The sequence below is a fragment of the Lysobacter sp. Root494 genome, assembly GCF_001427225.1.
Classification (GTDB): Bacteria; Pseudomonadota; Gammaproteobacteria; order Xanthomonadales; family Xanthomonadaceae; genus Agrilutibacter.
Genome location: NZ_LMFH01000005.1, coordinates 1,193,372 through 1,215,932 on the forward strand (window position 1 = coordinate 1,193,372; position 22,561 = coordinate 1,215,932).

Sequence of the window (22,561 nt, forward strand, 5' to 3'; positions counted from 1 at the left end):
AACACCAAGAAGCGTGCCATTTGGTTGAAATGCTGGCGGCAGAAGTGACTGATCATCGGGCTCGCTTCCTTGGACAAGCGACCCATTCAACAAAATCTGTTGTTAAGAAGACGCACCAAAGAAAGAAGTGCCACTCTGCTGCTGTCTTCGTCAGCCAAACAGCGGTCTTTCCTGGCGAGCACAGCCGACAGGGAGAACCCGCCAAGCAAGCGCAGCGGCTTGGGCGCGATCGCGTGAAACGATTCGCCCACGGAGTGTGCAGATAGTGCGAAGTGGCAGTGACAGCGTCTGATGGCTGCCAGGTGAAAACGCGAGGCGGAGTAAGCTCGCGAACGCGACGGGAACAAGAGCAGCCCAACAAGGAGAACTACATGGTCAGCAAGAATACGATTTGCCTCTGGTACGACGGCGCGGCGCTGGACGCTGCGACGTTCTACTCTGAAACATTCCCCGACAGCGAAGTGAAAGCTGTCCACCACGCGCCAGGCGACTTTCCCTCCGGCAAACAGGGCGATGTGCTCACCGTCGAGTTCACGGTGATGGGCATTCCGTGCATCGGCCTGAATGGTGGACCCGCGTTCAGGCATACCGAGGCTTTCTCGTTCCAGGTCGCCACCGATGACCAGGCCGAGACGGATCGCCTGTGGAGCGCGATCGTCGGAAACGGTGGTCAGGAAAGCGCATGCGGCTGGTGCAAGGACAAATGGGGATTGTCGTGGCAGATCACGCCTCGCGCCTTGATGGATGCGATCACGGACCCGGATCCGGCCGCGGCGAAACGTGCGTTCGACGCGATGATGGGAATGACGAAGATCGACATCGCCGCGATCGAGGCTGCGCGGCGCGGCTGACCGCTTTCCCGTTGGAAGGCACTCACAACGCGCCGGCATGCCGGCGCGTTTGTGTTTGTGAGGTGCGAATCCGGGCGCCCATCCACAGCGCCAGTCGCTACGGGCCTTTTGTAGGCCTCGCCCACGACGGGACCGATCCGAAAACAGCCTTCACAAAACCCTTCCAAACCGGCGAGCAGCATCCGCCGGCGGGGCCGCTTCGTCAGTCGCGGTTTGGGCCACCGTGGCCAGGACAGGTCCTGCAACTCGACCTTCATCCAGCTAACCAGCTAAGGGGTAATCCCAGATGCGCAAGTTCGACTCCTGGGCCAAGCGTGGCCTGTACGTCCTTTCACCGCTTACCTTCGCCGCCGCCATGGCGGCATCCGCAGCGGGGCCCTCCGACAATCTGTCTACCGCGGTCCGCGCGGCGATGCAGCGCGACCTGGGCCTGACCTCGGCCCAGTTGTCCCAGTACCTGAAGATCGAACGCCTCGCGGCGTTGCAGGAAAAGCAGTTGGCCAAGGCACAGGGACGCAACTTCGCCGGTAGCTGGATCGAACGCCAGCCGAACGGCAGCTTCCAGCTGGTCGTCGCGTCCACTTCAGCGCGTCCGCAGACAGGCCCCGCCGGCGTGGAGATCCGCAACGCACGCCACAGCCTGGCCGAGCTCGATGCGTCCAAGACCCAGCTCGACGCCGTGCTGGCACGCGGCAAGGCGCCCAGTGGCGTGTATGGCTGGTACGTCGACCTGCCCAGCAACAGCGTCGTGGTGGCCGTCGGCAAGGGCAAGCAGCAGGCCGGTATCGACTTCGTTGCCGCCAGCGGTGCGGATGCCCGCAACGTGCGGTTGGTGACCGAAGACGAACAACCGACCCTGCGCGCGACCCTGCAGGGTGGACTGGGCTATCTGCGCAATCCGGGCGACGGCTACCTCTATGCCTGCTCGATCGGCTTCAACGTCACCCAGGGCACCACGCCGGGTTATGTCAGCGCCGGCCACTGCGGCGATGCCGGCGAGCCGGTGTATCTGGAACTCTCCCCGCAATGGACGCTGGGTCCGAAGATCGGCACGTTCGCCGCTTCCAAGTTCCCGAATCCCGGTCAGACCGGCAACGACTATTCCTGGGTCCGTGTCGACGCAGGTCATACGCAGCAACCGATCGTCTACGGCTGGGGCAAGGGCAACGTCACCGTCCGTGGCAGCACCGAAGCCGCCGTTGGCGCCGCCATCTGCCGCTCCGGCCGCACCTCCGGCTGGCGCTGCGGCACGATCGAAGCGAAGAACCAGACCGTCAGCTACAGCAGCGGCGAGACGATCCTCAACCTGACCCGCACCACGGCCTGCTCCGAAGGCGGCGACTCGGGCGGCTCGTTCATCACCGGCCCCGGCCAGGCGCAAGGCGTGCTGTCGGGCGGCAGTGGCAGCTGCAAGGGCAAGCAACCGAACAACCGCACCCGCAGCTTCTACCAGCCGCTCCTGCCGATCCTGCAGGCCTACAACCTGAACCTGCTGACCGGCGCCTGATTTGCGATCCGGTGTTTGCATAACGAAACGCCCCGGCTTGCCGGGGCGTCTTCTTTTGTTTTGCGCGAGTGATTGTGCATTGCCCGAAACCTGCAAGGGATATCGTCCGGACGATCCTCGCTACCCACCCTGCATTCCGACCAGATCGCGCGCGGCAGCAATGAACGCGCGCATCTTCGGCACTTCCGAGGCACGCCTCGGGTAGTAGGCGAACAGACCTGGTTCATCGATGGCGGTGTCCGGCAATAGCCATTGCAGGCGTCCATCGCGGATCGCCTCGCGTGCGAGCGGCTCGAAAACATAGGCGATGCCGAGGCCTGCAAGCGCGAGCTCGAGCGCGAACAGCGGATCGGTGACGCGCGCAGGTCCCGTGACTTCCAGTTGCATGTCGCGGCCCGCGTACTGCACGTCCCAGGCATACAGGCTGCCGCTGCTGATCAGGCGATAGCCAATGCAGCGATGCCAGAACATCGCATCGAGCGATTCGGGGACGCCGTGCAGCGCGAGATATGCGGGCGACGCAACCATGATCGCCTTGAAGGGCAGCGTCAGCCGCGTGGCGACCATGTCCTCGGCGATCATCTCTCCGAGTCGCACTCCGCAGTCGTAGCCCTGGGCGACGATGTCGACGAGAGCGTCGTCGCTGGTCACTTCGACCTCGAGCTCGGGATGGCGCGCATTGAGTTCGATCAGCAACTGCGTCATCACCATCGGCAGCGATACCCGCGGTGCATTGATCCGCAGCAGTCCGCTCACCCTTCCCTGCAGCGAACGCACCTGTTCGGTCGCGTCGCGCAGCTGTTCGAGCGCCCCGCCTGCCTGGCGGACGAAGGCCTCGCCCGCTTCAGTCAGCGACACGCTACGCGTGGTGCGGGCGAACAACGGGCCGCGCAGGCGCTGCTCGACCAGACGGACCGAATGGCTGACCGACGAAGGACTGAGCCCGAGCTCGGCTGCCGCCGCCGCGAAGTTGCGGTGCCTGGCCACGGCGATGACAACGGGCAGGTGGAGCAGGATCTCCCGGTCCATTGTGCGATTCCATCGAATAACCCATCCGGATATTGCCGGATTATCAACACGGGTCCACGGACTGACACTGTCCTCACCGGCGCAACCGCGCCATCCACTAGGACCCGGCCATGACCGTTTCGACCCACGACTCGAATTCCCCCACCCCGGTGTGGTTCATCACCGGCGCTTCCAGTGGCTTCGGCGAAGCCTTCGCCCGCTACGCGCTCGATCGGGGCTACCGCGTCGTCGCTACCGCGCGCGATACCCGCAAGCTCTCCCATCTCGAAGCGCTGGCGCCGGACCGCGTGCTGGTGCACGCGCTCGATGTCACCCGCGGTGGCCAAGCCGAAGCCGCGGTGGCGGCTGCGGTCACGCGCTTTGGCCGTATCGACGTGGCGATCAACAACGCCGGCTACGGCATCGTCGGCGCGGTCGAGGAAACACCCGAAGCCGAACTGCGTGCGCAGATGGAAACCAACTTCTTCGGCGCGGTCGCGGTCACGCAGGCGGTGCTGCCCCTGCTGCGCCGGCAGCACGCGGGTGCGATCGTGAATGTCTCCAGCCTCGGCGGGCAGCTCTCGTTCGCCGGCTTCTCGGCCTACTCGGCGAGCAAGTTCGCGCTGGAAGGCATGTCCGAGGCGCTCGCGCAGGAAGTCGCGCCGTTCGGCATCAAGGTGCTGATCGTCGAGCCCGGCCAGTTCCGGACCAACCTTGCCGGCGCCGCGATGCGGCACATGCCGGTGATCGCGGACTACCAGGACATCATCGGCGGCACGCGCGAGTTCGTGCACACGATGCACAACACGCAGGCCGGCGATCCATACAAGGCGGCGCGGGCGATCGACACCGCGCTCAGGGCCGAAGCCACGCCGTTGCGCCTGCAACTGGGGCAGGACGCTGTCGACGCCGTGCGGACGCATGCGCAGCAGTTGCTCGCAGACCTGGAACGCTGGGCGCCGGTCGCGATCGATACGCGTATCGAGGACACTGCGACGGTGTGAGTGGCTTTCAATCGGAGCCCGCCAATGGCGGACTCCGAACGTCAACTTCGCGAGGTTTTGCACACCGGACTGGGCGGGCTGCGTCGTGCGCGTTTCATCAATGCTTCGATCGCGGATTGCACCGCGGCATTGAAGCGGACCGCGCGTGCATCGCAATCATGCGTACCCGCCCTAAACTCGGCGAAGTTCACCAGCGCAGGCTGCCATGGCCTCAGTCAGCACATTGCCCGGTCTCGAACTGCCGATCATCCAGGCACCGATGGCCGGTGTGCAGGACGAAGCACTCGCCATTGCAGTATCGGAAGCCGGCGGACTCGGCTCGATGCCATGTGCGCTACTGAGTCCGGCGCGGCTGGAGACGGCTCTCGCAAGATTCGCCGCGCTGCCACGCCCGATCAATCTGAATTTCTTCTGTCATTCGATGACGGATCCCGATCCGGCACGGGAACACCGATGGCAGCAGGCCCTTGCGCCCTATTACCGTGAATTCGGCATCCAGCCGCCAGCGGCGACGCGTGCCGGTGCGCGTCGTCCGATCGACGCGCCGACGGTGGATTTGCTCGAGCGGTATCGGCCGCGGATCGTCAGCTTCCACTTTGGTTTGCCGGCACCGCCGCTGCTCCAGCGGATCAAGGCGTGGGGCGCGACGGTTCTGGCTTCAGCAACGACCCGCGAAGAAGGCCTCTGGCTCGAAACGCACGGCGCGGACATCGTCATCGCACAAGGCATCGAAGCGGGCGGTCATCGTGGCTGCTTTCTCTCCGAAGACATGACGCGTCAGCCATCGACCTTCGAACTCGTCCACACCCTCTCCAAAGCGCTCTCCGTGCCCGTCATCGCGGCGGGTGGAACCGGCGAACGGTCCGACGTGGAATCGATGCTCGCTGCAGGCGCTGCCGCGGTCCAGGTGGGCACGGCTTACCTCTCATGTCCCGAAGCCACGACCACGGCGGTGCACCGGGCTGCCCTGCGCCAAAGCACGCGCCAAAGCGCGATAACCAATCTCTTCAGCGGCAGGCCCGCACGTGGACTGATGAACCGGTTGATGCGCGAGCTGGGCCCGCTATCGGATTTGCCACCGGAGTTTCCGTGGGCATCGCAAGCGCTCGCCCCTCTGAGGAATGAAGCCGAAGCACGCGGCCTGGACGACTTCACGCCGCTGTGGTCCGGCACCCGGCACGACCGCTTTTTCGGCGTCAGTGCTGCCCTTGTCACGCGCCGGCTGGCAGGGATCGATTGAGCTCGCTCGATTGAGGTGCGAGGCCGGAAACAGAGAAGGCCCAGTCTTCGAGGTTTGACCCTCTAGTGGCTGAGCCTTCCGTGTCGGAGCGGTTGCAAATGAGTTTTCAGGCTCATTACTTGTTCTCCGACGCCTGCGAGGTTACTGCCCCGGCTGTTATTGCAGGGTCAAGACGACCTTACACACCACGTGAGGATGCGCGTGCAAGCGCGTATTCGCAGGTCCGCGTGTTTGTCGCGGACTGGCTGGCATTCATCCTGCGAAGCGACCCGCGCCCATGATGCCCAGGCACGCGGCGACCAGCAGCAGCGTAAGGGCAATCGCGCTGGCCCAGGCGAGCAGCACGCCGAGCACGCCTTTCCATTCGCCGCGCAGCGCGAAATAGCCCATCAACGCAAGCGTCGGCGCGAACAGCAGCACCAGCGAGACGATGCCCTCGACGAAGTTGTTGCCGATGGCCGCCAGCCGGCTGAAGAGCGGAAACGCGACGCCAACCCAGAGGAAGGTGAACGCGATCGCCACCCACCCCAACCCGAAACCGAACCATAACCGACTCTTTTCCGCACGGACGATTCCGCCGTTGGAAGGTCGTGACACGGGTGGTTCGTAAGGCGAATTCATGCATCAGCCTCTTCGATGAGCGTGGCCACGGGTGCCGGACGGATTTCATCGCGCAGCTGCTGCAAGCGCTGCGCCTGTTCGTCGCGGTAGAACAGGTTGAAGGTATCGAATGGAATGATCCGGCCATCCGGTTGCGCGATGTGCACGCAGCTCTTCTTCACCGCGCGCAGGTCGAAGCTGTGGGCGTCGATGAACTGCATGATCAGCACGCGGAACACGTTGCGGTACGTCCAGTCCTGCGGCGCCTGCACCTGCGGCAGGCAGCACAGCAGGTCCGACAGCGAGCACGCCTGCGATTCCGGCGAGTGGTTGGTGGCGAACAGCTCGAACACCTTCGCGCGCAGCCCTTCGTCGCGTTCGACCACGATCGTGTTGCGCCCGGCTTCGACCAGTGTCTGCGGACTGACGAATCGCGTGAGCGGCACGACGTCGTTGCCGAGCTTGAGCGCGTACGCCATCGCCAGGCAGTCGGGATTGCATGGCACCGGGATCAGGTCCTCGGGTGCGAAACGCGGCGTCTGCTCGAGGATGCGGCGACGGACCTCGCTCAGCGTGAGGCGATGCTTCGCCGGGTCGAAATTCTCGTTGCGGCCCGCGTCCTGGATCGGCTGGAACGTCACCCCCCGCACGCACGGTTGCTGCAGGGCGAAGTCGATGATCTCGCCGAGTTCGCCGTCGTTGAGGCCCTTCTTCACCGTGACCACGAGCGTTGTCGAGATGTCGTGCCGATTGAGGTTTTCGAGCGCGCGCAGGCGGATGTCGCGCAGGCGCGCCCCGCGCAGCTCCTGGTGCACTTCATCACGCAGCGAGTCGAACTGCAGGTACAGCTCGAAGCCGGGCTGGTATTCCGCAAGGCGTGCGGCGAATTCCGGTTCCTTCGCGATGCGAAGGCCGTTGGTGTTGACCATCAGGTGGCGGATCGGACGGCGCTTGGCCGCGTCGAGCACGTCGAAGAACTGCGGATGCAGCGTCGGTTCGCCGCCGGAGAGCTGCACAACGTCGGGCTCCCCTTCATTGGCGACGACGGCATCGAGCATGCGCTCGATCGTGGCGAGATCGCGGAAGCCGGTTCGATGCGGCCCAGAGCCGGCGTAACACACCGGGCATTTCAGGTTGCAGTGATCCGTGAGCTCGACCAGCGTGAGGCAGCTGTGCTGCATATGCTCCGGGCACAGGCCGCAGTCGTAGGGACAACCCCAGTGCTGCGGCGTGTTGAAACGCAGCGGCATTTCCGGCGCCTTGATGAAGACCTCGCGCGACTTGCGGTAATACGCGGCGTCATCGGCGATCAGCACGCGCTCGCGGCCGTGCTCGGGACACCACTTCTCGAGGAAGACGTCGTCGCCCTTGATCAGGATCTTCGCTTCGACGCGGCGCAGGCACGTGGCGCAGATGGAGACGGCGCTGTCGTAAAACAGATACGGGCGAACCTTCCCTGTCATGTCCGAAGCGCCCTCCCCAGGCGTGGCATGTCGCGAGCGTAATACAGCAGGCCGGCCAGGCACAGGAGCTGCAGCCCGGAAAACAGGCCGAAGTACGGCAACGGCATCGGCTTGAGAAAGTCGAGCACGAGCCGGAATACGAGATAGGACGCTAGGAATATGCGGAACGCATCGCCTTCGCGGACGAAATCGCCGCGTTTCCGCCACAGCACTGCACCGAGCACCGCGAGGAAAACGATCTCGTACAACGGCGAAGGATGGCGCGGCACGCCATCACCGAAGTCCACGCCCCACGGCAAGGTGGTCGGCGAACCCGCGGTGCCGTCGTGCAGCGCGGTGAGCAGGCAACCGACGCGGCCGATCAGCATGGCAGCAAGCAATGCCGGCCACATCAGGTCGCCCGTCGAACGCGTGATTCCCACCGCGCGCTTGCCGCTTTCCACGCCGATCAGACCACCCAGCAATGCGCCGACGATGGACTTGCCGCCGAGCAGTGCGCGCCAGTCGGGAAAATCCGCGAATGCTGTGGCCGGATCGTAGAGCCAGTACGCGATCTTCGAACCCAGCGCCGCACCCAATGCCGCGCACACGATCACGACGAGGTTGCTGTCGCGGTCGGCGAGCGCGTAATCCGGTTGCCGCCTTCGCAACGCCAGGTAGAGGCGGAAACCGATCGTGTACGCGAGCAGTTCGAAGACCCAATGCACCCAGGCGGGTTGCTGGAAGAGATTCCCGAACAAACCCGGGTTCACGCCCACGGCCACCAGCCGCGGCCGGTCTGTGCGTAACGGTCGGCGGCGCGCTCGAACGGATTGCGCACGCTGATGCCGCCGCACACCAGGTACAGCGGCAGGAACAGCAATCCGAGCGCCATGTACTGGTAGACATGCGCGCGCTCGTGGTCGACGAGCATGATCGGATCTTCGTGCCGGTGCCCGGCGCGATGCGCGTAGGTCACGCAGGTCGAATCCAGCGTGTCGCCGGTATGCAGGATCACGTTGCCGAGCGTCAGCGCCCCGCCCGGCCCCCAGGGCCAGTTGTGGAATACGACGGCGAGATCGCGCGGCCGCCAATGCACGTGCGCACCGAAGGCCAGTCCGACGAGCCCCGCGATCAGTCCCAGCACGGTGTTCGGCAGTGCCCACACCAGGCCGAGCACGATGAGGGCGCGGCGCAAGGCTGGATTCAATTGCCCTCTTCCGGCATCAGCAGCCAGAGGATCAGGTAGACCACGATGCCGGGGAATGCGGCGGAGAGGATCGAGACCAGCACGAAGAGCACGCGGACCAGCGTCGAATTCCAGCCGAAGCGGCGCGCGATTCCGCCCATTACACCGGCGAGAACACGGTCGTTACGGGAGCGGGAAAGGGTTGGCTGCACGTTCACGATCGGGCTCCGGAATCATTCTGGAATGAGTCTAGCGTGGCTCGCTGCTGGTTGGACCAGAGCCCCGCAGGACGCGCAAGCGGCCTTGCAGCCACGCGGCCGAATCCACGACCGGCTTGCCCGGGCAGCGCACGCGGTACGCCCTGCCGCTCATGCTGCTCCGCGTGCCGGCGAGCTCGATGAACTGCTCGGCCGAGGCGACCTTGTCGCGCTCGCGGAGATAGTCGTACTTGCGGCGAAGGTGCTGCTCCGCCTTCTTCGCCGGATACCAGCTGCCATTGCGCTGGAAATCGCAGCCGGAAGCACCGAGCGCCGCGATGAGACCTTCGATTTCGCGTACTGCGGCGGCCGGTGGTGCAGCGCCTGCGGGAAACGCCAGCAGCGCAATCGACAGCAGTAACAGTAAGCGCATCACGGAATGCCCCGCACGTTACTGCGCGCGTTGAGCCAACCAGTCGTGGATCGCCGCCGGGATGTCGCGCTGGGCGCGGCTGGACACATAGATGCCGATGTGGCCGCCCTTGAACGAGAGCTCGCTGTAGTCCTCGGTACCCGCCAGGTCCTTGAGCGCCTTCGATGCAGCGGGCGGCACCAGGTGGTCCTGCTCCGCGTAGATGTTCAGCACCGGCATGTCGACGTACCCGAGATCCACCGGCCGTCCGCCAATCTCGATGCCACCGTTGACGAAACCATTGCGCTGGTAGAACTGGGTGACGAACTGGCGGAATGCTTCGCCTGCCTGGTCGGGCGAATCGAAGATCCACTTCTCCATGCGCAGGAAATCTTCCACCGCCTGCTTGTTGTCCAGGATGTCGACCATGCCGACATACTTCTGCACGAACAGCCGCCACGGCTTCAGCGTGAGGTAGGTCCAGTTCATGAGGTCGGCCGGCACGTTGCCGAGCGTGTCGACGAAGGCATCGACATCGAGGCAGCGAACCCAGTTCGACAGCATGTTGTCGTCGCTATGGAAATCCACGGGTGTGACCATGGTGATGAGGTTGCGCACCTTCTTCGGATTCAGCGCCGCGTAGCACAGCGAGAATGCGCCGCCCTGGCAGATGCCGAGCAGGTTGATGTTGTCCATGCGATACGTGCGGCGCAGGTGGTCGACGGCGCCGCCGAGGAAACGCTGGATGTAGTCCTCGAGATCGAGATAGCGATCCGAGCGGTCCGGATAGCCCCAGTCGACCACGTACACGTCTTCACCGCGTTCGAGCAGGCCGCGCACCAGCGACTTGTCGTTCTGCAGGTCGACCATGTACGGACGGTTGACCAGCGCGTAGCAGATCAGCAGCGGTATTTTTGCAGTTGGTGCGCGTTCGCCGCGGAAGCGGTACAGCACGACCTTGCCGTCGCGCCACACTTCCTCGCGCGCGGTAGCGCCGTAATTCACGTCTTCGACTTCGTGCAGTGTTTCCAGCGCCGCGCGCAGCTTGGCCTGCGTCTGCATCGCTTCGTTGGCGAGCGACTCGGGCGTGAAATTGAACGGGCTGTGGATATCGGGAGCGCTCATGCGCGTGCCCTCTTCTTTGGCGCGGTCTTGTTGGCCGGCTTGGCCGCGGCGGGTTCTGCCTTCTTCGCGGCTTTCGGTTTTGGCGCCGAAGCTCCGCCTTGCGGCGAATCGCTGGATTCGGAACGTTCGTGCAGCGCGTCGCGCATGCGGCGAAGTTCGCGTTCTAGCTGCACGATCTTGCGGTGCGCGGCGTCGATTTCGGTGCGGGTCGGGATGCCGATCTGGTTGCAGTACTGCTCCACTTCGCGCTGCAGCGCGGCGCGCACCTTCATCTGCGCATTGAGGAACTCGCCGTAGACCTGGCGGAAGCGCGGCGACAACGCCACTTCGGCGTAGGCATCTTCCGCCGCATCGATCCACAGGTCGAACAACGCGCGTGCGCTGGTGAGCTGGCGTCCGGGTTCGCTGCGCTCGGCAAGCTTGCCCTCGAAGCGGCCGAACGCGAGCTGCGTGGCTTCGGCCATCAGCGCGTTGTAGGCGTTGCTCTTGTCCTGGTAGTCGAGCTGCGCCTGCGTGAGGTGCTGCCAGCGCCCCTGGTGCTCGCGTGCGAAGCCAAACGCCGGCAGCCCCAGCCAGCTGCGGCCATCGCGCTGCATCGATTCCAGCAAGGGCTTCATCTGCTGCATCCATTCGTCCATGCCGTGCTGGCCCGGCCCGGACATGCCCTTGAACATGTCGGCGAAGGCGTTGCCGCCATTCGCGCCGAGCATGCGTCGCCACGCCGCCGTGATATCGGCCGGTTGCGCCGGACCACCCGCGAACTGCGCCGCCAGCTGCTGCATCTGTCCGAACCACTGCTGCGCCTGCGACTGGAAACGATTCACCGCGTCTTCGGCGCCGCTGGCCGGATTGGCGGCCGCAGCTCCCTTCGCCAGTTGCGACCACCAGCTCAGTGCGTCGTTCCAGCCGGGCATCGTGGGCTGGGTGGGCGCTGCGTTCGTCCGCATTGCCTCGCCCCAGGCGCCCCAGTACTGGCGCGCGAGCTGTTCAAAGTCGTCGAATCCACTGGCCATCGGCTTCCTCCGTCGAGGCCGCGATGATAACGCCGGGGATGTTGCGGACGTGCGCGTACGGCCGTCTTGTGGCGCCGCGCCTGCGCGGTGCTTCTTCATCCCAAGGCAGGGCACCGCGCAGGCGCGGCGCTACGGGAGCGTTACGGCTTGGGGATGCGCAGGGTCTTGCTGATCATTAGCGAACCTGAGAGCGCGAACATCAGCACCAGCGGATGGAACTGCCACGGGCCCAGTTGCACCATACCGAACCAGACGTTCTCGCCCAGTGCGCCCTGCCATGCGGCGACCGCGAGCACGATCACCAGCGCAAGGCTGGTCGGAATCGGCGTGCCTTCGAAATACTTCACCTTGTCGCCGCCACCGGACAGCTGTTCGGCGGTGACGTTGTAGCGCGCCAGGCGGCTGACGCCGCAACCGACGAAATAACTGAGCACGGCCCAGTCCCATCCACCCTGCAGCCCGCAGGCATAGGCCAGCGCCGCAGGCGCGACGCCGAAGGAAATCACGTCAGCCAGCGAGTCCAGTTCACGGCCCAGCGTGGACGACGACTGCCGCCAGCGCGCGACGCGGCCATCGAGCGCATCGAAGATGAAGGCCGCGGGGATCAGCGCCATGCCGATCAGCAGGTCGCGGACGACGCCATCCTGCAGGAAGCGCATCGCCGCGAAGATCGCACCCGTTCCGCAGAAGGCATTGGCCAGCGTGAACCAGTCGGCCAGGTGGAAGCCGCGGATCATGGAGAAATGGCGGCGCTGCGGGTTTGGGCTGCTCATGGGGCGATGCTGCCAACTGCGATGCGAGAGGGCAAGCATGGAACGGCATCCCTCCCGTGGCGCTCACGAATCGGTCACTCGGCCGGCCGGTGTCGTGCTCCGACAGATGTGGAGGTTGAACGTCAGCCCCCGACGCATCAGGCGCGGAACGTCTTCAGCTGGCGGCATTCATCCAGAAGAAGTCGCGGCGAAGGCAGTGGGCATGCGTGTCCGAGATTTCCTCACGACGCGGGCGGGAAGCGAATCTTCGGCAGCATGGGACCTCCTGTCCTTCATCGGCCTCCACGTCCCATCGGCGCGCAGCGTGGCCAGAGTGCGCCTTCACGCCAAGCCGGCCGCTGCCTGCAACCATGCGAGACGCCTACAATTCCGCAGTGACCGCCCTACCCCGCAAGATCGTGCACGTCGACATGGATGCGTTCTATGCGTCCGTGGAACAGCGCGACGAACCCTCGTTGCGCGGCAAGCCGGTGGTGGTCGCATGGCGCGGTTCGCGCTCGGTGGTGTGCGCCGCCAGCTACGAGGCGCGCCGCTTCGGCGTGCGTTCCGCGATGCCCGCGGTCCGCGCCGAGCGCCTGTGTCCACAGGCGATCTTCGTTCCGCCGGATTTCACCCGCTACAAGGCGGTGTCGCGACAGGTGCGCGAGATCTTCGCGCGCCACACCGACGCGATCGAGCCACTGTCGCTCGACGAAGCCTACCTCGACGTCACCACGACGAAGACCGGATTGCCGACCGCCACGGCTACGGCGGAAGCGATCCGCGATGCGATTCGCGACGAAACGCTGCTCACCGCTTCGGCAGGTGTCGCGCCGAACAAGTTCCTCGCCAAGATCGCGAGCGACTGGCACAAGCCCGACGGATTGTTCGTGATCCGCCCACATCAGGCGCTCGCCTTCCTGGAACCGTTGCCGGTGGGCCGCCTGCCTGGCGTCGGCAAGGTGATGGAAGGCAAGCTCGCGCAACTGGGCGTGACCACGGTGGGCGATCTGCGCGCGATTCGCGTCGAAGAGCTGGAGCAGCGCTTCGGCCGCTGGGGTCATCGCCTGCATGAGCTTTCGCTCGGGATCGACGACCATGCGGTACAGAGCGAACGGCCGACGATGCAGATCTCGGCGGAAGATACGTTCGAGCATGACCTGCTGCTCGAAGAACTCGAATCCCACATCCGTCGCCTCGCGGAAAAAGCGTGGGCGGGTTACGAGCGGGAGCTCGCGTCCCGCGAAAGCCGTCTTGCGCGCACCGTGGTGCTGAAGCTGAAGACCTCCGACTTCCGCACGCTGACGCGCAGCGTCACCCCACCTGCACGGCCTGCGTCGCTGCAACAGCTGGCGGACATCGCCTGCGAACTGCGCTGGCGGGTGGAGCTGCCGAGCCGTACGCGTTACCGGCTGGTCGGCGTGGGGTTGTCGGGGTTTATCGATGCCGATAGTGCAAAGGCGCAGGAGGATCTGTTTGCCGAAGCCCTCTCCCATGAAGCAGCTCTCCCATCGGGAGAAACGTTGGAGTGAGGTGCGGCGAAACGGAGAGATGACGAACGCGCCAACAATCAGGCCACGCTCGCTTCCACTTCTCTGTCCCGCATCGGCTTCCCTGCTTCGTCGAACTCTCATCCTCCGCGCTACCTTCTCCCGGAGGGAGTGGTGAACTCACTCCCGCGCTGGTCGACGAAGATCACCAAATAACGACCCGCTTGTCACCGCTACGCACCATTGCGTCGCCCTCCTTGCACTGGAACGCCGCCGCGAACTCCGGCATGTTCGCCGGCGGTGCGATCGCGCGGAAATTCGCCGGCGCATGCGGATTGGAGGCGACGAGCACCTTCAGTGATTCGGGCGTCATCGTGCTGCGCCAGCTCAGCGCGTAGCTGGCGAAGAAGCGCTGGTCGCGGCTCATGCCTTCGACCATCGGGTCGGGCGTGTTGCCGGCCGCCTTCTTCATCGCGTCATAGGCGACCTCGATACCGCCGAGGTCGGCGATGTTTTCGCCCAGCGTCAGCCGGCCGTTAACCTTCATGCCCGGCAGCGCTTCATACGCATCGAACTGCCGCACCAGCTTCTCGCTGCGCGCGGTGAAGCCCTTGGCATCGGCGTCGGTCCACCAGTTCTCGAAGTTGCCACCCGGCCCGAAACGGCTGCCCTGGTCGTCGTAACCGTGCATCAGCTCATGCCCGATCGTGGCGCCGGTGTTGCCGTAATTGAGCGCGTCGTCGGCCTTGGGGTCGAACAGCGGCGGCTGCAGGATGGCCGCGGGAAACACGACTTCGTTGAGTTGGGGGTTGTAGTAGGCATTGACCGTCTGCGGGCTCATGCCCCACTCGCTGCGATCCACCGGCTTGCCGATCTTGCCGAGGTTCCACTTGTAGTTGAATTCGTTCGCGGCCAGGACATTGCCGATGTAGCTGTCGCGATTGGTCCGCAGTCCGGACCAGTCGCGCCACGTGTCGGGATAGCCGATCTTCGGCGTGAACGTCGCCCACTTCGCCAGCGCCTTCTGCCGCGTGGCATCGCCCATCCATTCCAGCTTCTCCAGGCGCGCCTTCAGCACCTCGCGCATGTTCTGCACCATCTCCAGCACCTTGGCCTTGGAGTCGGCGGGAAATGCGGCCTTCACGTACAACTGCCCCATGGCTTCGCCGGCCTGGCCGTCGATGGTGCCCAGCACCCGCTTCCAGGGTTCCTTCATTTTCTTCTGGCCATTGAGCGCCTTGTCGTGGAATTCGAAGTACTGGCGTGCGAACGCATCGCTGAGGAACGGCGCGGCGCTGTCGACCGTGTGGAAGCGCAGATAACTCTTCCATGTCGGCGCCGGGACGTCGGCAAGCATCCGGTCAAATTCCCGCTGGAACGCCGGCATCGCCAGCGAGAACATCTTCGGCGCTTCCAACCCCTGTGATGCGAAGAAGCGGCTCCACGGAAAATGTGGCGCGAGCTTGTCGGCATCGGCGACCGAGACCGGGTTGTAGTAGAGGGCGGTGTCGCGCGAAAGCTCCTCGCTGGATTTCGAAACCTTCGCAAGCCGTGTTTCGAACGCCATGACATCCTTCGCCTGCGCGGCTGCATCGGCCGCAGGCGTGCCGGACATTTCCAGCACCTTGGCGATGTGCGCCTGGTAGGCGTCGCGCGCGTCCTTCTTGTCGGCGTCGAAGTAGTAGCTACGATCGGGCAGGCCCAGTCCGTCCTGCACGACGTAGGCGATGTTGACGTTGGAATCCCTGAAGTCGGGACTCGGTCCGAAGCTGAAGACGAAGCCTTCGCCCTTTGCATGTGACTGGCGCAGGAATTCGGCGATCGACTCGCCATCGTCCAGTGCCGCGATGGTGTCGAGGCGGCTTTGTAGCGGCTGGATTCCCTGGGCATCGCGCTTCGCGGCGTCCATGCCGGTCACCCACAGGTCTCCAATGATCTTCTCGACGCCGCTGCCTTCCATCGAACCGGCATGTGCGGCCAACTGGTGCTGCACGGCGAGCGAGCGCTCGCTCATCATTTCGTACAGGCCCCAGTCGGTGCGGTCCGAAGGAATCGGGTTGGCCGCTTTCCATTTGCCATTGACGTAGGCATCCAGGTCGCTGCACGCGCCGGTGTTGGCGTCCAGGTCGCTGGCCTTGAAACCGGCTACCTGCGGCAGCTTGCTTTCGTCGAGCCTGAAAGCCATCGCGCCCGTGGACGCCTGGGCCTGGGAAGCCGTGGGCTTGCCTGCATCGCACGCAGTCAGCGCAAGCACGCCGAGGATCCAGCCTGCGGCCAGCGGTTTGATCGAAGGAACGGACATGGTCTCTCCGTGATGGGCGGGTCGGTCGCGGGGTTTGCAGGCTCTGTCGCGGGCTTGCGGTGCAAGTCGACCGTAGCAATTCCCACGCGTCCAACACATGTGACATTCGGGCTAGGCGGTTCGGCTGCCCACAGGACAAGAAGCAGGTAATGGCTGCTCGCGTCGTCCGGCCGCGGCGCGTGCGTTCGCCCTGTTCAAGGATTACCGCGGGCCGGCTTGTGGATGCCGAGGAAGATCTCGCGCGCGATGACGCCCAGATCGGGCTGGTCGATGAAAAAACCCTGCACGCCAAGGCCGTACAGCTGTACCGCTTCGGCGATCACCGATGGGTTGATTCCATGCGGCGGCTGACTCGGATAGTTCTCTTCGGCACGCAACGTGTATGGATGCACCACCAGGCCCGCCTTCAGTGCATGCGACAGGAACGGATGCCCCGGGCCGGGGTTGCGCGTGGCGAGTTCGGCTTTGCCGTCGTCGTGGGCACCTCGTGTCGCCGAGAGGTTCGCGCGCGGGAGGATGTTTGCCTTCCATGGGCCGATGCCGCTGGCGTAATTCGCCTTCATCCATTGCAGCGCCGGCCCGGTCGCCAGCGACTGGTATTGCGTGCCGGCATTGATGCCGCCGACCACGTCGACCAGCCCGCCGTAGAGCGCATCCAGGTCGGATCCATGCGCGGCGTTCCAGCGGAAGTCGTACGGCCCCGTCGACCAGATGTCGGCGAACAACTGCACGAGCGGGAAGTCGACGCCGATCGAAGGCATGATCGATGTCTTCAGCTCGATGAGATTGGCCACTTCGAAGCTCTGGATGTAGACGCGACGCGGATCGGTGAAGCCTTCCGCGACCAGCGTGTCGACCAGTATGCGGCCGGGGGAGAGGGCGATCGGACCGCCGTCGAGACGGCAGCCTTCGCGGGCGAAATACGTCGGATACTTGGTTTCCGGATACACCCCGATGACGTGATCGTCACGGCTTTCGGCTTTGGCCAGGCGCACGACTTCGGCGAAGGTCGGGATCTGGAACATGCCGTCGTAACGCGTGTTCGCCGGACGCAATCCGGGCATGCGCTCCTTCGCACGAAGCGTCCTGAGCTCGGTGAGGGTGAAGTCTTCGGTGAACCAGCCGGTCAGTGTCCGGCCATCGACCGTCTTGGTGGTGTGGCGCCCGGCGAACTCGGGATGGTTGGCAACGTCGGTGGTGCCGGAAATCTCGTTTTCGTGGCGCGCCACCAGCACGCCATCGCGCGTGAGGACCAGGTCGGGCTCGATGAAGTCGGCGCCCTGGCGAATGGCCAGCCGGTACGACTCGAGGGTGTGTTCGGGACGATAACCGCTGGCGCCGCGATGACCGATCACGATCAGTCCCTGGTGATTGGCGCGCTGGGTCACGGCATGTGTCCTCCACGAATCCTGTCGTTGCACGTGCCGGCGGCGATGCTGGCAAGCAACCTGCCGTGCATGATGAACCCCTTGCGGGTCGGGAAATGCTGGCTCCCCTCGTCCGGCCGTGCACGCTCATGACTGCAGTCGCGGAAGCGGGATGGTCACAGGTCATCGCCCGGCGGGCGACATGCATCACAACCTGGCGAGCGGCTTGAGATCACGCACGAAGGCCGCGTAGGCCATGTGGCGCGATTCCGAATCGCGTTGTCGCAGCACATACGAAGGATGCACGGTGGCAATCACGCGCGCCCCGTTGGGCAGGGTCTGCCACAGTCCGCGCTGTTTCATCAGCCCGAACTTGTTGCCGAGAATGGCCTTGGCGGCGATCGCCCCCAGGCACACGATCACGTCGGGACGGATGCGCTCGATCTCACCGTCCAGCCACACGCGGCAGGCTTTCTGCTGGCCTGGATCCGGACTGCGATGCAGGCGCACCTTGCCACGAATTTCGAATTTGAAATGCTTGACCGCATTGGTCACGTACATGTCGGCGCGCCCGATGCCGAGTTCTTCCAGCGCGCGATCGAACAACTTTCCCGCAGGGCCGACGAAAGGCCGGCCGCTCAGGTCTTCCTGGTCGCCCGGCTGCTCACCGATCACCACGATGCGGGCGCGCGGCGGGCCTTCGCCGAAGACCGTCTGCGTCGCCGGTTTCCACAGATCGCAGCGTTTGCAACCCATGGCCGCGCCGCGCAATGCGTCGAGGCTGTCGTCGACCGGCTCGGGCGCGCTGCCCTCGGGAACGGCACGCTTGCGCGGCTTCTTCGTGGCCATGCGGCATTGTCCGTCGTGTCCCGTGCACGGCGCGTGGGAAGCGGCCGGCGGTCAGCGCGGAGCGATGTAACCGCCGCGGATACCGCGAGGCGAGAGCATGACCTGCCACAGCTGGATGCGCCGCGCACGGAAACTGGCCATGGAGCCGGAGAGATAGAAGCGCCACATCCGGCGGAATCGCTCGTCGTACGACGGCAGCTGCGGCCACGCCGCTTCGACGTTGTCGCGCCACGCCTGCAAGGTGCGGTCGTAATCGGGACCGAAGCCGTGCCAGTCCTCCATCACGAAGAGCCCTTCCGCCGCGCGTGCGATCTGCGCCGCCGAAGGCAGCATCGAGTTGGGAAAGATGTAGCGTGCGATCCACGGATCGGTGTGGTGCTGCGACTGGTTGCTGCCGATGCTGTGCAGCAGGAACAAGCCGTCCTCGGGCAGGCACGTGCGCGCGACCTCGAAGTAACGGCGATAGTTCTTCACGCCGACGTGTTCGAACATGCCAATCGAGAAGACACGGTCGAATTTCTCGTCGAGTTCCCGGTAGTCCTGCACGCGGATCTCGATCGGCAGCCCATCGCAAAGCCTGCGCGCGTAATCGGCCTGCTCCCGCGAGATGGTGACGCCGACTCCGCTCACGCCGTAGCGCTCGGCGGCGAACTTCAGCGCCTCGCCCCAGCCGCAGCCGATATCCAGCACGCGCATGCCCGGCTGCAGTCCGAGCTTGCGGCAGACGAGATCGAGCTTGGCTTCCTGCGCCTCGTCGAGCGTGGTGGCTTCGCGCCAGTAACCGCAGCTGTAGACCAGGCGCTTGCCGAGCATCGCGGCGTAAAGGTCGTTGCCGAGGTCGTAGTGGCGCTCGCCGACGGTGAAGCTGCGGCTGCGCGTCTGCAGGTTGAACAGCTGTGCGCGCAGTCCGTCGAGGTAGGCGGCGATGCCGCGCACGCGTTCGTCGATGCGCGCATCGAGCAGATGGTAGAGAAGACCATCGAGCGAGCGAGCATCCCACCAGCCGTCCATGTACGACTCGCCGAGTCCGAGCGAACCCTGTGCCAGCAGGCGCATGGGAAGCCGCGGATCGTGCATCTGCAGGTCCCAGTCGCGATCGCCATCGACGCGCACGTCGGCGTGCGCCAGCAACCGTTCCAGCCGGTGGCGGAGATGAGGAATCCGCATCACGGTCGCGGGCGATGGCGTAGCGGACATGGCTCTAACTCACACTGCCTGGACGCACGGGATCAACCTCCCTCGAACAGACTCCTGTAGGCCGGCGCGATGTACGGAAGCAGCGACACCGCCGGCACCTCCACCGTCTGCGTGCCATCGGAATACGGTCCCACCTGGTAGGGCGGAAAGACGAAACGCAGGGCACGAATGCGGCCACTGGATCCTACCAGCGGCTCGAACTGGCTGAAATGCTGCGGATCGGGCACGGTGCCGTCATCGATCATGCGGTTAGCGTTCTTGAGCACTTCCACGCGCTCGCCGGGCGGCAATTCGTCGGCATCGACGCGCTGCGACAGCGCGGTATGCAGTTGCTCTCGCACCAGTCCGGAAATCGCCTCCCAGCCCTTCGGATCCGTCACCAGATCGGTGGCGCGCAGCAGCTGGTTCCGCTGCGGCAACCAGACCCAACGGGCAATCAATGGCGCGCCGTGCGCCCCGCCTGTGTAGCTGCTGCCGTCCACGCCGACGGCAACGAGCGTCGGCGAGACGTGCAGTTCGGAGAACGGCAACACCAGTTCGTATGGCGCGGCACCCTCCTCTTTCCCGCGGCCCTTCGCCGCTTCGACGAGGTCCGAACGCGCGGCTTCGGCATAACGCCTGAGTTCCGCCGCAAGCATCGGGTACTGCACCGCCACCTGCGGGTAGCTGATGCCGATGACGTAATCGGGGGTGTTCTCGGTGACGTCCTTGAGGGAGGAATCCACCACCGCCTTGCCACCTGGTATCGACGCGGGCACAGCGGGGGCCGTGGGCTGCTCAGCCGGTTGCTCGCGCCGGCACGCGGCCGACATTGCAAGCAGCGACGCCAGGACACACAGCTTCAGGCAAGAAGTGCGTGGGAAAGTCGTGCGCATGGATCGATCCTTGTGATCCAGTAACAGTATCGCCGGGAGCGTGATTTGCGCATTCACATTGCACCGGCATTGCACCGGCTACGCAACCGGGATTACCACTCAGTGCGCTGCGGCAACAATCCACGCAGTTCGGCATCGGTGAGGTTGCGCCACTGGCCGACCTTGAGGTGCGCCAGCTTGACGTTGCCGATGCGCACGCGGACGAGCTGCTTCACGCGATAGCCGAAGTGCGCCGCCATCAGGCGGATCTGCCGGTTGAGGCCCTGCATCAGCACGATGCGGAAGCCGAATTTTCCCAGTTTTCCGGTCTTGCATGGCAACGTGGGCTCGCCGTGCACGGGCACGCCGCCGCGACTCATCGCGCGCAGGAATTCATCGGTCACCGCATGGTTCACGGCGACCAGGTATTCCTTCTCGAGCTTGTTCTCGGCACGCAGGATCTCGTTGACGATGTCGCCGTTGCTGGTGAGCAGGATCAGGCCTTCGGAATCCTTGTCGAGGCGCCCGATCGGGAAGATGCGCTTCTCGTGGCCGACGAAGTCGACGATGTTGTCCTTGACGCCCGATTCGGTCGTCGAGGTGATCCCCACCGGTTTGTTCAGCGCGATGTAGACGTGCTTGCGCTGTCCCTTGGCGGCCGTGCGGACCTGCAGTTTCTGGCCGTCGACGAGGACCTGGTCGCCCTCGCCCACTTCAGCGCCGACGCGCGCGCGCATCCCGTTGACGGTGACGCGGCCTTCGGCGATGAGGCGATCGGCTTCGCGACGCGAGCAGAAGCCGGTGTCGCTGATGTGCTTGTTGAGACGCATGAAGCCCGGGGGATGTGGAGCGGCGGGGAATGATACGCCCTCCCCATCGTCGGCCTCCGGCTGCTACGCGAGCAGGTCGGTGTATTGCTTGTGCTTTTGCACCCAGACGGCGGCGTACGAGCAGGATGGACGCACCTTCAGCGCCGCGCCGCGCGCGAATTCGAAGGCAGCGCGCACGAGCTCCGAGGCAATGCCGCGTCCCCCGATGGGACGCGGCACGCCGGTATGGTGGATGACCAGGATGTCGCCGTCGTAGTGGTAATTCACCTCGGCTTCGACGCCCTCCACGACGGTGGTGAAACGCCTGGCGACGGGGTCGTGGTGGATTTCGTATTGCTGCATGGCGTTCAGGCGATGGCTTCCGATGTCAGGACGTGATGCGAGCATCAGTCTAGTCCTTCGCGTCGTGACGGCCCTGCTGATGCCGGTCCTGCTGGCTGACGCTGCCCTGGATCGCATCCAGGCGGCTCTCGGCACGGTGCAGTTTTTCTGCGCTCATGTTCGCTTCGGCTTCCTGTTCCGCGTCGCGGGCAGGAATGGCCTTGTCCCTCAGGGGCTGGCCGTGCTCGGCATCGAGCGCGCGCCACGGCGGCGGCTCGCGATCACGCGCCTGCTTCGCCTCGAGTAACTCGCGGGTGTTCGCGAGCGCCTCCTCCGGCGTGATCCGATGCACCTTGCGGGTGCGCGAGGTGCCGCGGTCGGTGTCGCGCGGCGTGGCCGCGGTGGTTCGGCCGAAGTTCGTCGTGACGCCGGCGGCGGGTTCGATGGTGGAGCGCGCGTCGGTACGCGCGGCGCGGCGACGTTGCGATTTTTCCTGCTCCGTCACGCCACTGGCGCCTGCCGGCCGCTCTGTCGCCTTGCGGATGGCGCTGCGCTGCGTCGTCTCCGGAGGGGCGCCACGTGCACCGGCGGCCGATTTCCTGGGGGTAGCTGTCCTGACAGCGGTGGTCCGGCCCGAAACCGTTCCGGCCTTTTTTGCTGCGACCTTGCCCGGCGCCCTTTTTGCGGCTGTCTTGCGCGCCGTGGTCTTGACGGCAGCCTTGGTGGCTGCGGTCCGCCTGGTGGCCTTCTTGGCAGTGGTTGTTTTTCTGGCGGTGGTCGTCTTTCTGGCGGCCGCGGCCTTCTTCGCCGGGGCCTTCTTCACGGCCTTTTTGGCCGCCTTTTTCGCGGCCCTGGCCGGTGCCTTGCGGGCCGCTGCCTTCCTCGGGGTCGCCTTCTTCGCCGCCTTGCGGGCGGTCGTCTTCTTGCGGGTTGCCATGCTGCCTCCGTGTCCACGATTGCAGCGCGATTGCCGCGCCTTGCGGCTGAACGGATAGCACGCACGGCATTCAT

General features: G+C 65.0%; 22 protein-coding genes and 1 pseudogene. 5 read left to right on the forward strand and 18 right to left on the reverse strand.

All coding sequences use genetic code 11. The annotated features are described in order from the left end of the window. Positions 1-371: 371 nt before the first annotated feature. A complete protein-coding gene (locus ASD14_RS08585) occupies positions 372-851 on the forward strand; it encodes a VOC family protein (RefSeq protein WP_056131693.1) in 480 nt (159 codons plus the stop codon). 286 nt (positions 852-1,137) lie between these two features. Continuing rightward, positions 1,138-2,358 carry a S1 family peptidase gene (locus tag ASD14_RS08590; protein WP_056131701.1) on the forward strand — a complete coding sequence of 407 codons (1,221 nt, stop codon included), beginning with the start codon at positions 1,138-1,140 and terminating at the stop codon, positions 2,356-2,358. A 120-nt stretch (positions 2,359-2,478) separates the two neighbouring features. On the opposite strand, the gene ASD14_RS08595 is transcribed toward ASD14_RS08590, so the two are convergent. Then, positions 2,479-3,387: a LysR substrate-binding domain-containing protein gene (locus tag ASD14_RS08595; RefSeq protein WP_056131702.1), complete on the reverse strand. Its 909-nt coding sequence runs from the start codon at positions 3,385-3,387 to the stop codon at positions 2,479-2,481. A gap of 110 nt (positions 3,388-3,497) precedes the next feature. Here ASD14_RS08595 and ASD14_RS08600 point away from each other — a divergent pair, with 110 nt between their 5' ends. Beyond that, the gene (locus ASD14_RS08600) at positions 3,498-4,370 is read left to right on the forward strand and encodes an oxidoreductase (RefSeq protein WP_056131705.1); all 873 of its coding nucleotides are present in this window, start codon (positions 3,498-3,500) and stop codon (positions 4,368-4,370) included. Between the two features lie 205 nt (positions 4,371-4,575). Then, the gene (locus tag ASD14_RS08605) at positions 4,576-5,610 is read left to right on the forward strand and encodes a nitronate monooxygenase (RefSeq protein WP_056131708.1); all 1,035 of its coding nucleotides are present in this window, start codon (positions 4,576-4,578) and stop codon (positions 5,608-5,610) included. Positions 5,611-5,862: 252 nt separating this feature from the next. Here the strand turns inward: ASD14_RS08605 and ASD14_RS08610 are convergent, their stop codons facing one another. From ASD14_RS08610 to ASD14_RS08650, 9 genes are all read right to left on the reverse strand, one after another. Further along, complete coding sequence (locus ASD14_RS08610) at positions 5,863-6,207, reverse strand: hypothetical protein (protein WP_157475179.1); 345 nt, start codon at positions 6,205-6,207, stop codon at positions 5,863-5,865. Between the two features lie 20 nt (positions 6,208-6,227). Next, the gene (locus tag ASD14_RS08615; protein ID WP_056131714.1) at positions 6,228-7,673 is read right to left on the reverse strand and encodes a radical SAM protein; all 1,446 of its coding nucleotides are present in this window, start codon (positions 7,671-7,673) and stop codon (positions 6,228-6,230) included. After that, positions 7,670-8,425 carry a prolipoprotein diacylglyceryl transferase family protein gene (locus ASD14_RS08620; RefSeq protein ID WP_056132379.1) on the reverse strand — a complete coding sequence of 252 codons (756 nt, stop codon included), beginning with the start codon at positions 8,423-8,425 and terminating at the stop codon, positions 7,670-7,672. Before ASD14_RS08620 ends, ASD14_RS08615 begins: the two co-directional genes overlap by 4 nt. Beyond that, a complete protein-coding gene (locus ASD14_RS08625; RefSeq protein WP_082538828.1) occupies positions 8,422-8,862 on the reverse strand; it encodes a hypothetical protein in 441 nt (146 codons plus the stop codon). Before ASD14_RS08625 ends, ASD14_RS08620 begins: the two co-directional genes overlap by 4 nt. After that, the gene (locus ASD14_RS08630; RefSeq protein WP_082538829.1) at positions 8,859-9,059 is read right to left on the reverse strand and encodes a PspC domain-containing protein; all 201 of its coding nucleotides are present in this window, start codon (positions 9,057-9,059) and stop codon (positions 8,859-8,861) included. The genes ASD14_RS08625 and ASD14_RS08630 overlap by 4 nt, the downstream gene beginning before the upstream one ends. A gap of 31 nt (positions 9,060-9,090) precedes the next feature. Then, a complete protein-coding gene (locus tag ASD14_RS08635) occupies positions 9,091-9,471 on the reverse strand; it encodes a DUF5329 domain-containing protein (RefSeq protein ID WP_056131725.1) in 381 nt (126 codons plus the stop codon). An 18-nt stretch (positions 9,472-9,489) separates the two neighbouring features. Continuing rightward, positions 9,490-10,560: a class III poly(R)-hydroxyalkanoic acid synthase subunit PhaC gene (locus ASD14_RS08640; protein WP_255355023.1), complete on the reverse strand. Its 1,071-nt coding sequence runs from the start codon at positions 10,558-10,560 to the stop codon at positions 9,490-9,492. A gap of 11 nt (positions 10,561-10,571) precedes the next feature. Continuing rightward, entirely contained in the window at positions 10,572-11,588 is a 1,017-nt protein-coding gene (gene phaE / locus ASD14_RS08645; RefSeq protein WP_056131729.1) for a class III poly(R)-hydroxyalkanoic acid synthase subunit PhaE, read from the reverse strand. Between the two features lie 140 nt (positions 11,589-11,728). Then, the gene (locus ASD14_RS08650; protein ID WP_056132382.1) at positions 11,729-12,361 is read right to left on the reverse strand and encodes a CDP-alcohol phosphatidyltransferase family protein; all 633 of its coding nucleotides are present in this window, start codon (positions 12,359-12,361) and stop codon (positions 11,729-11,731) included. 374 nt (positions 12,362-12,735) lie between these two features. Here ASD14_RS08650 and dinB point away from each other — a divergent pair, with 374 nt between their 5' ends. Then, complete coding sequence (gene dinB, locus ASD14_RS08655) at positions 12,736-13,872, forward strand: DNA polymerase IV (protein WP_255355016.1); 1,137 nt, start codon at positions 12,736-12,738, stop codon at positions 13,870-13,872. A 163-nt stretch (positions 13,873-14,035) separates the two neighbouring features. Here dinB and ASD14_RS08660 read toward each other — a convergent pair whose 3' ends face one another. The 8 genes and pseudogenes from ASD14_RS08660 to ASD14_RS16050 all read right to left on the reverse strand — a co-directional run bounded on the left by ASD14_RS08660 (position 14,036) and on the right by ASD14_RS16050 (position 22,487). Next, positions 14,036-16,132, reverse strand: a complete 2,097-nt coding sequence (locus tag ASD14_RS08660; RefSeq protein WP_056131736.1) for a M13-type metalloendopeptidase — start codon at positions 16,130-16,132, stop codon at positions 14,036-14,038. Between the two features lie 194 nt (positions 16,133-16,326). After that, positions 16,327-17,520 carry a glycerophosphodiester phosphodiesterase family protein gene (locus ASD14_RS08665; RefSeq protein WP_056131739.1) on the reverse strand — a complete coding sequence of 398 codons (1,194 nt, stop codon included), beginning with the start codon at positions 17,518-17,520 and terminating at the stop codon, positions 16,327-16,329. 186 nt (positions 17,521-17,706) lie between these two features. After that, positions 17,707-18,336 (reverse strand): annotated as a pseudogene (locus ASD14_RS08670) (UdgX family uracil-DNA binding protein); the annotation flags it as partial. A gap of 63 nt (positions 18,337-18,399) precedes the next feature. Next, positions 18,400-19,545, reverse strand: coding sequence for a cyclopropane fatty acyl phospholipid synthase (gene cfa, locus ASD14_RS08675; protein WP_235565340.1), 1,146 nt, complete (start codon positions 19,543-19,545; stop codon positions 18,400-18,402). 32 nt (positions 19,546-19,577) lie between these two features. Further along, positions 19,578-20,420, reverse strand: a complete 843-nt coding sequence (locus ASD14_RS08680) for a DUF3298 and DUF4163 domain-containing protein (RefSeq protein ID WP_056131744.1) — start codon at positions 20,418-20,420, stop codon at positions 19,578-19,580. Between the two features lie 92 nt (positions 20,421-20,512). Next, complete coding sequence (locus ASD14_RS08685) at positions 20,513-21,229, reverse strand: pseudouridine synthase (protein ID WP_056131746.1); 717 nt, start codon at positions 21,227-21,229, stop codon at positions 20,513-20,515. Between the two features lie 63 nt (positions 21,230-21,292). Next, entirely contained in the window at positions 21,293-21,616 is a 324-nt protein-coding gene (locus ASD14_RS08690; RefSeq protein ID WP_235565341.1) for a GNAT family N-acetyltransferase, read from the reverse strand. 4 nt (positions 21,617-21,620) lie between these two features. Next, positions 21,621-22,487 (reverse strand): hypothetical protein, encoded by an 867-nt coding sequence (locus ASD14_RS16050; protein WP_157475183.1) that lies wholly within the window; start codon positions 22,485-22,487, stop codon positions 21,621-21,623. Between the last annotated feature and the right edge of the window lie 74 nt (positions 22,488-22,561).

What these genes read in the sequence shown, in the direction of transcription:
- ASD14_RS08615 (WP_056131714.1), bottom strand. Translation starts at nt 7,673, where the DNA reads ATGACAGGGAAGGTTCGCCCGTATCTGTTTTACGACAGCGCCGTCTCC.
- ASD14_RS08680 (WP_056131744.1), bottom strand. Translation starts at nt 20,420, where the DNA reads ATGCGCACGACTTTCCCACGCACTTCTTGCCTGAAGCTGTGTGTCCTG.
- cfa (WP_235565340.1), bottom strand. Translation starts at nt 19,545, where the DNA reads ATGTCCGCTACGCCATCGCCCGCGACCGTGATGCGGATTCCTCATCTC.
- ASD14_RS08595 (WP_056131702.1), bottom strand. Translation starts at nt 3,387, where the DNA reads ATGGACCGGGAGATCCTGCTCCACCTGCCCGTTGTCATCGCCGTGGCC.
- ASD14_RS08690 (WP_235565341.1), bottom strand. Translation starts at nt 21,616, where the DNA reads ATGCTCGCATCACGTCCTGACATCGGAAGCCATCGCCTGAACGCCATG.
- ASD14_RS08600 (WP_056131705.1), top strand. Translation starts at nt 3,498, where the DNA reads ATGACCGTTTCGACCCACGACTCGAATTCCCCCACCCCGGTGTGGTTC.
- ASD14_RS16050 (WP_157475183.1), bottom strand. Translation starts at nt 22,487, where the DNA reads ATGGCAACCCGCAAGAAGACGACCGCCCGCAAGGCGGCGAAGAAGGCG.
- ASD14_RS08590 (WP_056131701.1), top strand. Translation starts at nt 1,138, where the DNA reads ATGCGCAAGTTCGACTCCTGGGCCAAGCGTGGCCTGTACGTCCTTTCA.
- ASD14_RS08635 (WP_056131725.1), bottom strand. Translation starts at nt 9,471, where the DNA reads ATGCGCTTACTGTTACTGCTGTCGATTGCGCTGCTGGCGTTTCCCGCA.
- ASD14_RS08660 (WP_056131736.1), bottom strand. Translation starts at nt 16,132, where the DNA reads ATGTCCGTTCCTTCGATCAAACCGCTGGCCGCAGGCTGGATCCTCGGC.
- ASD14_RS08650 (WP_056132382.1), bottom strand. Translation starts at nt 12,361, where the DNA reads ATGAGCAGCCCAAACCCGCAGCGCCGCCATTTCTCCATGATCCGCGGC.
- ASD14_RS08685 (WP_056131746.1), bottom strand. Translation starts at nt 21,229, where the DNA reads ATGCGTCTCAACAAGCACATCAGCGACACCGGCTTCTGCTCGCGTCGC.
- phaE (WP_056131729.1), bottom strand. Translation starts at nt 11,588, where the DNA reads ATGGCCAGTGGATTCGACGACTTTGAACAGCTCGCGCGCCAGTACTGG.
- ASD14_RS08585 (WP_056131693.1), top strand. Translation starts at nt 372, where the DNA reads ATGGTCAGCAAGAATACGATTTGCCTCTGGTACGACGGCGCGGCGCTG.
- ASD14_RS08605 (WP_056131708.1), top strand. Translation starts at nt 4,576, where the DNA reads ATGGCCTCAGTCAGCACATTGCCCGGTCTCGAACTGCCGATCATCCAG.